The organism is Negativicutes bacterium (assembly GCA_021372785.1).
Lineage (GTDB): Bacteria > Bacillota > JAAYKD01 > JAAYKD01 > JAAYKD01 > JAJFTT01.
Map to the genome: position 1 here is coordinate 46,012 of JAJFTT010000066.1, position 14,109 is coordinate 60,120.

13 protein-coding genes are annotated in these 14,109 nt (G+C 49.4%); 2 read left to right on the forward strand and 11 right to left on the reverse strand.

Annotated features, from left to right (window positions below):
• Positions 1 to 8: 8 nt before the first annotated feature.
• Complete coding sequence (locus LLG09_08255) at positions 9 to 272, reverse strand: hypothetical protein (GenBank protein MCE5197100.1); 264 nt, start codon at positions 270 to 272, stop codon at positions 9 to 11.
• A 258-nt stretch (positions 273 to 530) separates the two neighbouring features.
• Between LLG09_08255 and LLG09_08260 the strand changes: the two genes are divergently transcribed.
• The gene (locus tag LLG09_08260; GenBank protein ID MCE5197101.1) at positions 531 to 2,579 is read left to right on the forward strand and encodes an alpha/beta fold hydrolase; all 2,049 of its coding nucleotides are present in this window, start codon (positions 531 to 533) and stop codon (positions 2,577 to 2,579) included.
• A 617-nt stretch (positions 2,580 to 3,196) separates the two neighbouring features.
• On the opposite strand, the gene LLG09_08265 is transcribed toward LLG09_08260, so the two are convergent.
• The 7 genes from LLG09_08265 to rmuC form a co-directional block, all read right to left on the reverse strand.
• The gene (locus LLG09_08265) at positions 3,197 to 3,748 is read right to left on the reverse strand and encodes a flavodoxin family protein (GenBank protein ID MCE5197102.1); all 552 of its coding nucleotides are present in this window, start codon (positions 3,746 to 3,748) and stop codon (positions 3,197 to 3,199) included.
• A 124-nt stretch (positions 3,749 to 3,872) separates the two neighbouring features.
• Positions 3,873 to 4,358 carry a hypothetical protein gene (locus tag LLG09_08270; protein ID MCE5197103.1) on the reverse strand — a complete coding sequence of 162 codons (486 nt, stop codon included), beginning with the start codon at positions 4,356 to 4,358 and terminating at the stop codon, positions 3,873 to 3,875.
• A gap of 203 nt (positions 4,359 to 4,561) precedes the next feature.
• The gene (locus LLG09_08275) at positions 4,562 to 5,746 is read right to left on the reverse strand and encodes an SPFH domain-containing protein (GenBank protein MCE5197104.1); all 1,185 of its coding nucleotides are present in this window, start codon (positions 5,744 to 5,746) and stop codon (positions 4,562 to 4,564) included.
• Positions 5,747 to 5,953: 207 nt separating this feature from the next.
• A complete protein-coding gene (locus LLG09_08280) occupies positions 5,954 to 6,310 on the reverse strand; it encodes a cupin domain-containing protein (GenBank protein ID MCE5197105.1) in 357 nt (118 codons plus the stop codon).
• Between the two features lie 222 nt (positions 6,311 to 6,532).
• Positions 6,533 to 7,612: a redox-regulated ATPase YchF gene (gene ychF, locus LLG09_08285; GenBank protein MCE5197106.1), complete on the reverse strand. Its 1,080-nt coding sequence runs from the start codon at positions 7,610 to 7,612 to the stop codon at positions 6,533 to 6,535.
• A 129-nt stretch (positions 7,613 to 7,741) separates the two neighbouring features.
• Positions 7,742 to 8,302, reverse strand: coding sequence for a nitroreductase family protein (locus LLG09_08290; GenBank protein MCE5197107.1), 561 nt, complete (start codon positions 8,300 to 8,302; stop codon positions 7,742 to 7,744).
• Between the two features lie 132 nt (positions 8,303 to 8,434).
• The gene (gene rmuC / locus LLG09_08295; protein ID MCE5197108.1) at positions 8,435 to 9,787 is read right to left on the reverse strand and encodes a DNA recombination protein RmuC; all 1,353 of its coding nucleotides are present in this window, start codon (positions 9,785 to 9,787) and stop codon (positions 8,435 to 8,437) included.
• Between the two features lie 175 nt (positions 9,788 to 9,962).
• Between rmuC and LLG09_08300 the strand changes: the two genes are divergently transcribed.
• The gene (locus LLG09_08300; GenBank protein ID MCE5197109.1) at positions 9,963 to 10,808 is read left to right on the forward strand and encodes an Mrp/NBP35 family ATP-binding protein; all 846 of its coding nucleotides are present in this window, start codon (positions 9,963 to 9,965) and stop codon (positions 10,806 to 10,808) included.
• Positions 10,809 to 11,242: 434 nt separating this feature from the next.
• Here the strand turns inward: LLG09_08300 and LLG09_08305 are convergent, their stop codons facing one another.
• From LLG09_08305 to LLG09_08315, 3 genes are all read right to left on the reverse strand, one after another.
• The gene (locus tag LLG09_08305; protein MCE5197110.1) at positions 11,243 to 12,271 is read right to left on the reverse strand and encodes a threonine aldolase; all 1,029 of its coding nucleotides are present in this window, start codon (positions 12,269 to 12,271) and stop codon (positions 11,243 to 11,245) included.
• A gap of 96 nt (positions 12,272 to 12,367) precedes the next feature.
• Entirely contained in the window at positions 12,368 to 12,604 is a 237-nt protein-coding gene (locus LLG09_08310; GenBank protein MCE5197111.1) for a hypothetical protein, read from the reverse strand.
• Positions 12,605 to 12,642: 38 nt separating this feature from the next.
• Positions 12,643 to 13,539, reverse strand: coding sequence for an acetamidase/formamidase family protein (locus tag LLG09_08315; GenBank protein MCE5197112.1), 897 nt, complete (start codon positions 13,537 to 13,539; stop codon positions 12,643 to 12,645).
• Positions 13,540 to 14,109: the final 570 nt, after the last annotated feature.

Consider the following 14,109-nt stretch of genomic DNA (forward strand, 5'->3'; position numbering starts at 1 on the left):
CCTACTCCCTATTTATCCAATAATCTGAAAATGAGTATAGAAATCAAGAGTCCGATCAAAGAACCCAGATTGAAGCGAATCATAAATTGCAAACTCAGATCAAGCAAAGCACTCGTTAAAATAAATGGCTCCACATTGCCGATTTCCAGGCCGAGGCGTGCCAGCGGCAGCCAATTTCCGATGAAGTCGCCCAGTAAACCACCAATCAGCAAACCAAGGAAAATCGCTAAAACCAACCACCAGCGTGAGATCCTGCGTTTTGATCTGAACATAAAGCTCCCCCTAATCACTTCGTTCTGCTGTTTCAGTGGATTCTGATAAAAAACCACATACTAACGAATACACTGATGCAAAGGATGTATTTCATTTTATCATTAAACCGTCCCTTTTACAACCGCTTTCCTCTTGGAGATATGAACTTTTTTCGTCTTTCTTTTGACAGCTATGCAGGATTTCACTGCATTTTGAGCGAATGTAGTGTGAATCGTATACAAATGAAGTATACAAAAGTGAAGGAGGGTTCGCTTCTGATGGATCAAATGACAATTCAAGATGTCTTATCCGTGAAATATCTGAGCGGGTTACCCAAATGGTCCGATGACGGAAAATGGCTGCTCTACAAATGGAATGATGGCGGAGTCCATGATCTTTGGCTGATCAATCCGCAAGCAAAACAGCCGGCTGTACAGCTGACCCATGCCAAATCCGGTGTTGCCGATTTTTCATGGCGTCCCCACCGCCATGAACTTGCTTATGTCATGGACGGCTCGCTCTATCGGATGCAGATCGATCAGCCGTCTGCAGCACAGCAGCTGACCTGGCAAGGCGGTATCATGGGGTGTCTTGCCTTCAGCCCCGACGGCGAATGGCTGGCTTTTACCGATGCAAAGACGCTGATGTTCTTGCAGGTAGATACCGGTTTACGCAAAGACATCAAACCACTGGGCGATGTCTTTGCTGGCCGTTTCAGCCAAACAGTGCATCATGATTCTTTCTGTTGGAACCCCGACGGCAGTATGTTTCTCTATACCTGGGTAGATTCCGTTAAAAAGCCGTGGCTGGCGATCTGTACTCTGGAAGACGGCAATGTCTGGCGTTCTGCCGGACACAGTAAAATGATCAGTTCCGGTGAATGGCTGACCAATGACAGCTTTATTTTCCTGCTGAGCGGTGCTTTCGGCGCTGAATATTGCTCTTATCATGTGACGATACCGGCCCGGGAAACCTGGAAAAACTATACTCCGCTTGGCATCGTTTCACGTTTTACGCCTCAAATCGAAGTAATTACCAGTCATCAGGATCTGGAGCGCAGCTGTAATTTTCAATATATGACAGCAGTTCGACCCGGCGGTCAGGATTTGCTGCTGGGTTTGGAACTGGACGGTTATCTGCATCATTATCTCTACTCCCTCACCGGCAAAACTTTGACTCAGCTGACGTTCGGGCATTGTGAAGATTTCGGCCAAGCGGGGGATCGGGCCGATTGGTCACCTGACGGCAGGTACTTCCTGTATGCCAGCAACCGCAGCCAGCGGATCGAACGACAAATCTGGTGCTACGATACCCTCACCGGCAGCGAACAGCAATTGACGCATCTGGCGGTCAGCAATCTTGCACCGGTTTTTGCCCCCGATGGTCAATCCTTTGTCTATACGCACTGTGATAAGCGCCGCAATGGCGATTTGTGGCTTTATGATTTTGCGAGCGGTCAAAGCCGGCAATTGACCCATTCGATGCCGGCAGGTTTGGCCGAGAAAATGGTGGAAAGCGAAACGATTCAATATACCGGTGCGGAGGGATGGCTGCTCGATGCCTTCCTCTTTAAACCGATCGATTTTGATGCGCGGAAGAAATACCCCGCCATCGTCTGGGTGCATGGCGGTCCCATGCGTCAGATGCGGGGAAGTTGGCATCCGTCGGCGACCTATGCCCATTTTTACGCTTTCAATCAGTATTTAGCCAATCAGGGTTACGTTGTTCTCTCTCCCAATTTCAGAGGCGGCATCGGTTACGGACGTGATTTCCGACACGGGCTCTGGCAAAAGAAAGGCATCGATGATACGATCGATATCGTCAACGGCGGACGCTACCTGCAGCAGCTTGATTTCGTCGATGCCGCCAAGGTTGCTGTTTATGGTTTGAGTTACGGCGGCTATATGACTCTGCATGCGCTGACTCAATATCCCGATGTTTTTGCCTGCGGAATCAATCTGGCCGGTTTATGGGACATTGCTCAATGGGGTCGCTGGATGCGGGCGGAATACGGCAATTATGACGGCGATTCCTATTTTTTGGGTGATATGGAATTGCATCCGGAACTATGGGCACTCGGCTCGCCCTGCACCTACAAAAACAACCTCAGCAAACCCCTGCTCAGTCTGCAAGGTACGGCTGATTTAAATGTTGATATCACCCAACAGGATAAATTGGTCCGCGACTGTGTTGCCCTGGGACGCGGTGAGGCTTTCCAGGCCATTTATTATCCCGGTGAAAGCCATACCTTCCGTTACCGCAAGACTTGGCTGGATGCCTTGCCGCGGATGATGAAGTTTTTCGAACAAAACTTAAAGAATAAATAAAAAGGATGTCACACAGCCGATCAGCATTGCGGATATCTGAGCGGTGACCTCCGGGCGGAGCGCCTCTGTAAATCAGATCATTGTCTTGATCTGATTTACAGAGGCGATGACTTTGCTTCTGCGACCAACCGCCAAAACGTCGCGGCAACAGATTACGCAAACTAAAAAGCGTCTCAACCCGCTGCCGGTTTTTGGCTGCGCAGCGGCGCAGCCGGCAAGCCATGGTTAAGGACGTTTCGCTTCATTCCCAGAGATTGGTTCACCGCAGAGGATCCGGCAGCTGAGCTCGGAAGAAGTCATCCTGCCAAGCAAAAGCCTTGTCTGCCAGGTTTCCACTCAGGAAGCAAGCAATATCGGGCGTCTGCCGGTCATACGGAACAGATCAGCAATACCCGATGGCTGACTTTCGATCCATTGTTCCAGCTGCTCGGCACCCGGCGGTACCTATACCTATTATCCTATCACGATTCGCCAACGTGCTGACTGGCAGAATTATACCGATCCTGGACTTGGTTGCCGCTTTTCACCGAAACCGGCAGGCATCCTGCGGCAGCTAAACAAAGAAAAAAGCTGCAATTTTCCGCGCATGGCCGCTTTTTCACGCGACAGCTGCCAGACTAGACCAGGGTTGTTCCCAACAGCCGCAAAGACGCCAGCAAAGCCTGATTCTCAGCCACTTCGCCTGCATCATAGGCTGAAATATTCTTGGTAAAGAGATGGCACCAATGCAGATACTCGCAGATGCAGGTGATTTGGCCGCTGATCAGCCGATACTCCGGATCATCCAGGGCGGCGCCGCCGACTGTCACCAGACCGACCTTTTTGGGGCCGCCGATTCTGAAAGCGCTGTTGCGGCAGTAAAATTTATCGATCACTGTCTTCAATTGGGCCGTCAACCCCCAATAATAGACCGGGCTGCCCAAAAGCAGCAGATCAGCTTCCGTAACTTTTTGCATGATTTGATTGGTTTCATCGGGCATTACGCAAATGCCGCCGTTCGTTTTACAGATATTGCAGGCAATACAACCTTTGATATTCCATTGGGTTACATTGCAGAATTCGATTTCAGTTTGAGCTGATTTCTCAAGGATCCCCTGCTGAACTGCCTTTAAAGCTGCAGCCGTATTGCCGTTGTGCCGTGGACTGCCATTTAGAATCAGGACTTTCATCAACATTACCTCCTCAATCCGGCCTCAAATCACAAGCATCCCTTGAATCTCTCACACTCTTTGCCGGAGTGTGATTTTTTACAGCAAACTGCCGGTGGGATCAAGGCAAAGCCAGGTACCTGCCTTAATCCCATCCTTCAAAATCGTTTGGATCTTTTACGTCCAACAGTAAGTTCGAATAATCCCAAATGAAGTATTTCCCGCCTTTTCTGCGAACGATCACCACTCTGTCACTGCCCGAACTTTCATTTCTGACATAGAGCTTCTGCATCCCTTCGCTTGTCGGCGGAGATCGGTCGATTTGAATGTCTAAGGTCAGCGGTTTGATCAGTTGATAATGGTTGTTTGCCGTGGCTCCGATGAAGTAGGACTTGGCTATATACGCTCTGGTTTTATTGGCATTCTTTAAGTAGATGATTTCCCGTTTTTTTAAGGGGTTATCTCCTTTGAGCAAATTCATCATTTTAACCGATTCCTCAGGGTTCCCTTCAAAGCTGAGATAAGCAAGCAGGAATAATGCGACCGTATGTAAAGGTGATTCCATCATCTCCGATGCCAGAGTCTCAAACTCCCGATAGTCTTTCGGTAAATCCTGAAAAACAATATTCATAAAGCTTACCTTCTCTTTCCTCTTTGTAACCCTCTTTTCCCGCAGCGTACAATCAAAGCAAAAACTGCAGCGGCGGCGGCTGTTTTTGCTGAATCTGTCCGCTTATCGTATCAATTTTGCATTCCGGCTGGCAAAGGTGCTGCCAATTTCAGATCAGAGCTGTGACGCAGCCTGCCATCCTGTTCCCTGCGCTTTTGGTTCGATTATCGTTTCTTGCCGCATTGCGGACAGAATTTTGCGTTCTTTTCACTCAGCTGAAATTGATAGCCGCACTGGCTGCAATGAGAGGGAACGCCGGGTCTTGCCGCGCCGCAGACAGAACAAAAGTTCCCGCCGGCAGTAGCTCCGCAGCTGCATTTCCAAGATTCTGTTGGCTCTACGGCAGCGGTACCGTTCTGTTGCATATTCTGATTGGCCGCCGCCGCCATAAAGCCGCCGGCTGTCTGATTCCCCATGTGAATCCCCATAAAACCAGACATACTGCCGGCAGGGTTGGCTCCGGCAGCCTCCAATCCTCTGGCAATGGAGCCTTGTATATAACCTTCCCGCACATTGGCATCGCTCAGCATGGCGCCTTGGTTACGCATATTGATCAGTTTGGCTGATTCTTCATCATAAGAAATACTGGCGATGCCAACCGATTGAATATCAAACCCGCGTTTGGTTCTCCAATCGATATCCAGAATATTTGCCATATAATTACTCAGTTCGACACTCTTGGAAGGAGCATAGGAGATGCGGATACCATCCACCGACATTTGATTGATTGCGGCTTGCAGCGCCGACATGAATTCGGAGAAGTACTGTTCGTTGATCTCTTCGATTTCCACCGTGCTTTTATTATGCGGCAGCGCTTCTGTATAAAACAAGATGGGATCGGTTATTTTAATCGAATAGGTCCCGTGAGCCCGTAAAAACAGTTCCGCGTTGTAGAAATTATCGAAATAGCCGATGGGGTTGCGTGTACCGAATTTAATGCCTTTGATTTCTTGTGTATTGATATAAACCACTTTTTGTTTTCCGGAAGGCATGCCGCCGAATTTCACACGTTTCCAGGTATCCTGGAGAACATCGGCAAAATCGCCGGCGAATAAAGAAGGATTGCCGACATTGCTGACGGTATAGTACCCTTCTTCCGCAGTAAAATCTACGATACCGCCGCCATCCAGCAAAATCATAAATTGATTGGGATAAACATGGATAACCGAACCGTCATTAATGGTTCCTTCTGTCGCATTTCGGTTTAAATTTCTTTTATCACCGCGACGTGCCGTCACGCCGCTGGTCATCACGGTAGTATCACTCATGGCATCCGGCTCGATCACTTCAAGCCACTGATCGGAAATTGCACTGCCCGCAACCGAAATTGCTGCTCGAATCAAACCCATTTTAATTCCTCCTATTTCAATTGATTCTTCGGAATAAACGATCCATGCAGCTCATTTCAACTCAGCCGCATTGGATAGGTCTTTTTTGATTCTCTTATTACTTGCTTAATTCCTTTCTCTTATTTCTGACAGTCTCGTAATTTTACCTTTTTTTACAAAAAGAAGCCGCATCCGCTGCAGCTTCTTTTTGTAAAGTCAGTCAAAAAATTATTTCTTTACCGAATAAATCACGATTGCCAGGAGAACCAGGTCTTCGTTGCTATCGTTTAAAACATAATGGCTGTCGCCGTCACGGCAAAGCGCGAAGTCGCCCGCCTCCACCCGACACTCTTTCCCGTTGTCAAGATAATAACCTTGGCCGGCCAGAATATAATAGGCCTCCCAATCCCCTTCATGGGTATGATGGCCAACAGAATCCCCCGGCTTTAACGTCATCACATTGAACAAGCGACCGGTTCCGGCAAAATCCTGTTCCTCCATTAGTTGACGCATGGCGATGGCTCCCTTGCCGCCTTTCACGCTTTGTTTTACCACGAGAGTGGCTTCCTTTGGCTTAACGATCATTCTAAATCTTCCCCTTCCGTTCTCTTAAAAAAATAAAACGCAGGAAATCCCTTACTATTACCCAAAAGAAAAATTCGCTGCGCGAGGGGTGAGTTCCTGCAAACAGCCGGCGGCATAACAATTTGAGCACACCCCGCGGAATGTTCAGAAAACCAGTAAGCAACCGTATGTCGCGGCTCGTTTTTTGAACCGCCGCATCCCGTTGTCAGCGGTTTGCCGGGACTAGACATTAAAACGGATATTCAAAATATCGCCGTCTTTGACAATGTAGTCTTTGCCTTCCAGGCGCAGCAAACCCTTTTCCTTACACTTGCCAACCGTCCCATAGGTGTGCAAATCTTCATAAGCCACGACTTCGGCCCGGATAAAGCCGCGCTCCAAGTCGCTGTGAATCTTACCGGCTGCCTTTTTGGCTTCCGATCCTTTTGTAATGGTCCAAGCCCGCACCTCATCTTCACCTGAGGTAAAGAAAGAAATCAGGTGGACCAATTCATACATACTGCGTGCCAAACGATAAGTACCGGCTTCAACGATGCCCAGATCTTCCATAAAGAGCGTACGATCCTCTTGCGGCAGTTGAGCGATTTCGTTCTCCATCTCGGCACAGATCATCAAATAACCGTAGCCTTTCTCCCGTAAGGTTTGTTCCACCTTCGCTTTGGAAGGGAAATCATTGGCTTTGAACTGCTCTTCATCGACGTTTACAACGACCAGCTGCGGCAGCATAGTGAAAAAAGCATAATTCCGAATGGAAACAGCTTCTGCTTCGCTTAAAACAACTTCTCTCAGCGGTTTTTCCGCTTCCAGAGCAGTTTGATATTTTGCTAAAGCAGTCCGTTCCAGGTTCTGCTCCGGAGTTATTTTTTTACCGTCATGAATACGCTGTAAGCGCTTTTCGATAAAATCAAGGTCCGCCAGAACTAATTCCGCATCGACATTATTCAAATCCCGAATTGGATCGACACTGCCGTCCACATGCTCAATTTCATCTGTCTTGAAGGCACGGACAACATGCACCAGGGCATCAACCTGCCGAATCCGATCCAAAAACGAGTTAGCGCCGGTGGAACCTTCATGGTTAAGCCCCGGCAAGTCGGTAATTTCAATCTGAGCATAAGTGGTTTTTCGCGGCTTATAGAGTTTGCTGAGCCAGTCGATCCGGATATCCGGCACCTTTGCCATACCCAAATTTGGTTCGGTCCGGCCGCTTAAGTGTTTGGAGATTTCGGCTTCACCGTCTGTTAACAGATTAAAAAGAGTGGTCTTTCCCACCAGCGGCAGGCCGATTAATCCTATTTTCATTTCATGTCACCCTTTCTAAATCGTCGTGATAGCTAATTTTTTCTAGACAGACGGTTCAAACTCCTTTAAAAAACCGGCGGCAACCAGATTCTTGTTGCTGCCGGTTTTGTGGTTCTGAAATTCAAAAGCTTAGCGCAAATAAGTGATACAGTTTTCTTTGCGCGGTTTTGCGGCAGGCTGCGGACCATCCGGATAACCCACGGCCAGAGCAAAGACCGGAAAATATCCGTCCGGAATTTGCAGTTTTTTGACCAGATCCGAACCTTTCTCTGCGGCAAACGCCCGCATAAAAGAAGCAACATAACAGGAACCCAGGCCGATACTGTGAGCTGCCAAAGCGGTTTGCATCGCCAGATTGGCACAGTCACTTTTACCGTGGGTTCTGCTCTGTTCGGCGGAAAAGACAATGACAGTTGGTGCATGATGAAAATTATGGGTTTTAGGGTCATCTGCCCGCTGGACCATTTCCGGATTGCCGGAGGCGCGCATTACTTTTTTATTCTCTTCAACAATCCAATCGATGATTTCCTTGTTCTGGATGACTGTGACATACCAGGGCTGAGAATTATTGGCACTGGGAGCTGTTAAACCGGCGGTTAAGATCGTTTGCAGTTCTTCCTCTTTAATCTGCTCTGCTTTGAACGCGCGAATACTGCGGCGATCCAGCATACTTTGAATCGTTTCATTCATCCTAAATTCTTCCCTTCCCTCATTTTGATCACATTTTAACACTTCTTTTCGGCAAGCACAAGTGCGAAAAAAAGGGGAACCTTTACTGTTTGACTAGCCCAGAAAAGCTCATACCGGCAGCCGGGAATTTTTTTATCCGCCGCCAAGCGGTGGATTTTCCGCTTCGGATTCTGCACTCACTGCCAATTCCGGCTCCGGACCGGACGCTGCCTCCGGCAGCGCCTCTATTTCCCGCAGTTTACTGCGAATCGCTCGCGTGCGCACCCCCACCAATTTATCCAATTCATCCCTGGCCTGATCCAATTTCTTCTGTGTTGACCCCAAGACACCGGCGAATTTCTCGAATTCCGCTTTAACACCGCCTAAGGTCCGCCAGACTTCACCGGATTGCTTTTGGATCGCCAGCGTCCGGAATCCCATTTGCAAACTGTTGAGTAAGGCGGCCATGGTAGTCGGTCCGGCAATATTGATTTGGTACTCCCGCTGCAAGGTTTCAATCATACCGTGCCGCACCACTTCGGCGTAAAGCCCCTCTACCGGCAGAAACATAATGGCAAAATTCGTAGTAAAGGGAAGCCGGATATACTTATCGTGAATGGTTTTGGCAAAGGTTTTGATGATGCGTTCGAATTCTTTACCGCTTTGAGCCACCAGTTCCGCCTGACCGCTGTCATAAGCAGCCAGGAGAGCTTGATACGTCTCGACCGGGAACTTGGAATCAATCGGCAGCCAGACGGTCCCGCTGCCGTCACCCGGCAATTTAATGGCAAATTCAACCCGTTCGGCCGTATTGGGAACGACCGCAACGTTGGTTGCGTATTGCTCCGGGGACAGCAGTTGCTCTAAAATAGCGCCCAACTGCAGTTCACCCAACATACCGCGTGTTTTGACGTTGGTCAGAACTTTTTTTAAATCGCCCACACCGACAGCCAGGGTCTGCATTTCTCCCAAGCCTTTGTAGACTTCTTCCAGACGTTGACTGACCAGCTGAAAGGACTGACCGATGCGCTCCTCCAGGGTTTTCTGCAGTTTTTCATCCACAGTCTGCCGCATTAAGTCCAGTTGCCGGCCGTTCTCGGTCTTCATTGCCGTCAGATTTTCATTGACATTGCGATTCATTTCAGCCAGTTGATTCTGTGTCTGCAGCGTTAATTGACTGATCTGACGCTGCATTTCTTCATTACGTTGGCTGTATTGCTTGTTTAATTCGGAAAGACGGGTATCCAGCATCTGTGTATTTTGGCTTTGACCGTCGCGGACCCATTGACTGAAAGTGCTGAAAACATTCTGCATGGTTTGTTGTATTTCCTGACGGGTCTGACGTTCTTCCTGCAGCAATTCATTTTGCAGCACATCGCGAAATTGCTTTTCTAACTCGCGTTCTCTCGTCAGATTTCGCTTCAGCATCGAATAGACTGCCACCAGCACGATCAGATTGATCAGGGTAAAACCGGCCAATGCGGTAAACAGCAGTGAATCGTTCATCGTTTCCTCCCCTCTCTTATTTATTCTATTATAACGAGAAACCGTGAAATTGCAAGGAAGCCGGCGCTTTTTGACCGGAAACAAAGTCCCTGTCCGCACTTACTTTTTTAGCCCGATTTGACTTTCCTGTCTTAGCGTTCTATAATCAATGGGAAGAAAAGAGGAGACGCATCACATGAATGATACCACCTGCGATCACAACTGTGAACAATGCTCAAGCAATTGTGAATCGCGTCAGCCACAGGATTTAAAAGCGCCGCTCCATCCGATGAGTCAGGTTGGCAAGGTGATCGGTGTCGTCAGCGGCAAAGGCGGAGTCGGAAAATCATTGGTCACTTCATTATTAGCCATCGCCATGCAGCGCCGGGGATTCCATACTGCAATTCTGGATGCCGATCTGACCGGCCCTTCGATTCCCCGTATTTTTGGGTTAACCGCAAAAGCCACTTCCGATGAAACTGGACTCTATCCTGTCTACAGCAAAACCGGCATCGCTGTGATGTCCATCAATCTCTTGCTGGAGAATGCGGAAGATCCTGTCGTCTGGCGCGGTCCGGTTATTGCCGGCACTGTCAAACAATTTTGGACGGAAGTCATTTGGGATCGCATCGATACTATGTTTGTTGATTTACCGCCCGGTACCGGTGACGTACCGCTGACTGTTTTTCAATCTCTGCCGATTGACGGCATTGTGATCGTCACTTCTCCGCAGGAATTGGTGTCTGTTATCGTTGGCAAAGCAATCAAGATGGCAAAATTGATGAATATCCCAATTTACGGTTTGATCGAAAACATGAGCTATCTGCTCTGCCCGGATTGCGGCAAAAAAATCTCCGTCTTCGGTCCCTATCATCTGCAGGAAGTGGCCGCGAAACACAAAATCCCCGTTTTGGGAGAAATCCCCATCGACCCCGCTTTGGCGGCAGCCTGCGATCGGGGCGAACTGGAATTGCTCGAACAGAATTATCTGCAGCCGGCTGTCGACCTGATCGACGCCAGCGCCGGCCGCCACCAAGAATAAACGGCGATTCAAGCAACGAATCACTGAAAAAAGGATAAAAACCCCGTCCGGTCTCCCGCGGCAGCTCTTTTGAAAAATGAGCTTGTCGTTATTCGGAAATCAGACGGGATTTTGTTCCCCCTTAACTCAACGAAGAGGGAGAGTCTCTGCTTTGCCGGGATACATGGCAAACCATTTTTCTTCTAGGATGGTATAAACATAGGTGTCCTGCCAGAACGGCTGCCCGAACTGGAGTTGCCGATCAGCTTGCCGCTTTCTTTCAAGCAGACCGCATAAGGATCAGCATTATTGCAGTGAAAAGCCAATTCTGCTTGGCAGCCAGCCAAATCCATCACTGCATAGGGCTCATAGCACAGCACGGCTGCATCAAAGAGATATCAGATCATCCGGATGAAAGCGGCGGATGATCACGCGCTCTGTCTGCAAATCGGTTGTCATGCCCGCACCTTAGCCAAAGCCTGTAGAAATCCCTCTACGCTTTCTTCTTTGGTAGCCCAGGAAGTTACAAAGCGAACGACCGTATCAGCAGCGTCCGCTTTACCCCAAACCTCATAACGGCAAACAGCCTGCAGCTGCGGTAAGATCGCATCGGGGAAAATCGGGAAGATCTGATTGGTAGCAGAGTGCGTCAAGAAGCCATACCCTTGCGCGGCGATGCCTGTCTGTAGACGCTGCGCCATTTGATTGGCATGAGCAGCAATCTGAAAATAGAGATCATCCTGCAGTAAAGCCAGAAACTGCAAACCCAACAAACGGCCTTTGGCCAAGAGGCCGCCCCGCTGTTTGATCGAATAACGGAAGTCCTCCTGCAAAGCGGGATGATTGATCACCAAGGCTTCCCCAAAAAGCGCGCCGTTTTTCGTGCCGCCGATATAGAAAGCATCGGTGAGACGGGCGAGATCCGGCAAACTGATATCATTGCCTTCTCCGGTCAGCGCGGTTGCCAAACGAGCGCCGTCCAAATAGAGATAGAGCCGATGCGTTTGACAAAACTGCGACAGCGCAGTCAATTCAGCCAGCGTGTAAAGAGTACCGATTTCGGTAGCGTCGGAAATAAAGACGACCTTCGGCTGCACCATATGCTCATCCGGATGTCCCAGCAACACCGGCAGGATTAATTCCGGCGTCAGTTTGCCATCCGGCGTCTCCACCGCCAGGACTTTATGTCCGGTTGCTTCGATCGCACCCGTTTCATGCACAAAGATATGACCGGTTTTGGCGGCAATTACCGCCTGATAGGGCTGCATGATGGCCGATAAAACGGTCAGGTTGACTTGGGTGCCTCCAACCAAGAAATGCACCGCCGCCTGAGGAGAAGCTATCTTACAGCGAATTAAATCGGCAGCCTGGCTGCAGTATTCATCCATACCGTAACCTACGGTTTGTTCAAAATTGGTTTCGGTCAGTGCCTGCAGCACTTTGGCATGAGCACCTTCACCATAATCATTGATAAAAAAATACATTTCTGTTCCTGCCTTTCTCGATTTGATAGGATTTTACCAACGCAAAAGATTGTTTGCAGCACACCGGATGCGATGACGTTTGGCTGAGGCGGAAATTCACTCCGGCTCCCTCTGCGGCCGGCGGCGATGCTGCGTCGCCCGTTCCCGGTCGGCAGCCTGCGCCTCAAACAACGCTTCCGGATTCAATTTCAGGACTGCGTTGATTCTTTTTCCACTGTGGTTGTGCTTCGCTATGGTCCGCAGACAATCTTTCGCCAAGGCAACCGAGCGGGCTTCTCCCTTTGCCAAGGCGTACGGCAAAGGCTGCACGGTATTCTGCGCCAAACCTGCCATTGAGTCACCGTCCTTCGCGGTAACAAATGATCACTTGCTTATGGTAAGCGAAAGCCATATTTCTCTAAGACAGCCAGCGGAAATCCCATACGCACTGTTTTAAGCGGATCCACCACCTGACAGATGGTCATATGGCTCAAGAGAGACATCAGCATAGCCGCTTGATTGATGGAAACGCCGCAGGCTTTCATCAGGAAGGCATGCATTTTTTCGCTGGCTAACCTGGCGGCGGCATCCAGCGTCAGTGCCGATTGAATTGTCATCACAACACCCTCATCCAGTAAAAAAGGAGTTGGCAATTGCACTGCTTTGATGACCTGCACGCGCAGCGTTACTTTACCGCGGCATTCCATCCCGCAGATCATCACTTCGCCATCCGCCATCAAAGCATGCAGATCACCCATGGCCAGCAGCGCTCCATCGCAATTCACCGGTAAATAAAGTGTGCTGCCCTGGCGGATCAAGCGACAATCCATATTGCCGCCGTGCTCACCCGGGGTTTCCGTGCCGACTGCTCCGCCAGACTGCGGGGTTGTGCCGATCACGCCGATCATCGGGTCGATTGGCAGGGATAACTTTTCGTCAAAAACGATCCGCCCCTTCTCAATTGAAAAGATCCGAACCTCTTTCTCTTGAATGATACCCACCAAACCGCCATCCGTTACGGAGGTCCGCATTACTCCGGTAGGAGCTACTTCAATCTCGAGAATTTCAACTTTGAGAATATCACCCTTGGCAGCCCCATGGACATAAAGCGGGCCGGTAGCCGGATTGGCATACGCTCTGGCCAATGGATCGGAGGTTTCTGATACAACACTGTCGTCATAACAATCTCTGGTATGGAAAACGACTGTATCACCATTCTGACAGTAGGCTACAGCAGGATTTAACTCTGATAATTCACCAACCACATGCTCTCTGCCGATTTCGATCAAATTAATCCCCTCTTTGTTTTCAATTTCTTCCAGTATAGCAAGTACAAATCATTCTGTAAAGCGGATATCCGCAAAAATTAACCCCAAAATCAAAATACATTGTTCCCCCTCCTCCTAACTCCACCCTCGTTTCCATTCTCTTCCGAAGCAGTTATCTGAAATGAACCCAGAGGAGTAAATTTTTGCTCCTTCATGTGCCATTTTTTGTGAACTATTATAACCTACTGCCCAGAACGCCGGCGGTGTCCTGCAGGCGGCATTGAGCGCCAGCTAGCCGCCATAAGGATGCCGCCGGCGTTCGTAAACCACCTCTCCTACACTCATTCACCCCTGTCTCCACGTCCCTTCCCGCGTACAAAACAAAAGAATGAACCCCTGCCTCCCTGCTCAGAACACCGGCGGTGTCCTGCAGGCGGCATTTAGCGCCAGCTAGCCGCCATAAGGATGCCGCCGGCGTTCGTATAATGAAGTTAATCCTCGTCTCCCCGTCCCTTCCCGCGTACAAAACAAAAGAATACACCTATGCCTGTCGCTCAGAACGCCGGTGGTGTCCTGTAGGCGGCATTGTGC

Excerpts from the sequence above, each read along its gene's own strand:
- LLG09_08260 (MCE5197101.1), top strand. The coding sequence starts at position 531 with ATGGATCAAATGACAATTCAAGATGTCTTATCCGTGAAATATCTGAGC.
- LLG09_08275 (MCE5197104.1), bottom strand. The coding sequence starts at position 5,746 with ATGGGTTTGATTCGAGCAGCAATTTCGGTTGCGGGCAGTGCAATTTCC.
- LLG09_08270 (MCE5197103.1), bottom strand. The coding sequence starts at position 4,358 with ATGAATATTGTTTTTCAGGATTTACCGAAAGACTATCGGGAGTTTGAG.
- rmuC (MCE5197108.1), bottom strand. The coding sequence starts at position 9,787 with ATGAACGATTCACTGCTGTTTACCGCATTGGCCGGTTTTACCCTGATC.
- LLG09_08305 (MCE5197110.1), bottom strand. The coding sequence starts at position 12,271 with ATGTATTTTTTTATCAATGATTATGGTGAAGGTGCTCATGCCAAAGTG.
- LLG09_08265 (MCE5197102.1), bottom strand. The coding sequence starts at position 3,748 with ATGAAAGTCCTGATTCTAAATGGCAGTCCACGGCACAACGGCAATACG.
- LLG09_08310 (MCE5197111.1), bottom strand. The coding sequence starts at position 12,604 with ATGGCAGGTTTGGCGCAGAATACCGTGCAGCCTTTGCCGTACGCCTTG.
- LLG09_08290 (MCE5197107.1), bottom strand. The coding sequence starts at position 8,302 with ATGAATGAAACGATTCAAAGTATGCTGGATCGCCGCAGTATTCGCGCG.
- LLG09_08300 (MCE5197109.1), top strand. The coding sequence starts at position 9,963 with ATGAATGATACCACCTGCGATCACAACTGTGAACAATGCTCAAGCAAT.
- ychF (MCE5197106.1), bottom strand. The coding sequence starts at position 7,612 with ATGAAAATAGGATTAATCGGCCTGCCGCTGGTGGGAAAGACCACTCTT.
- LLG09_08280 (MCE5197105.1), bottom strand. The coding sequence starts at position 6,310 with ATGATCGTTAAGCCAAAGGAAGCCACTCTCGTGGTAAAACAAAGCGTG.
- LLG09_08255 (MCE5197100.1), bottom strand. The coding sequence starts at position 272 with ATGTTCAGATCAAAACGCAGGATCTCACGCTGGTGGTTGGTTTTAGCG.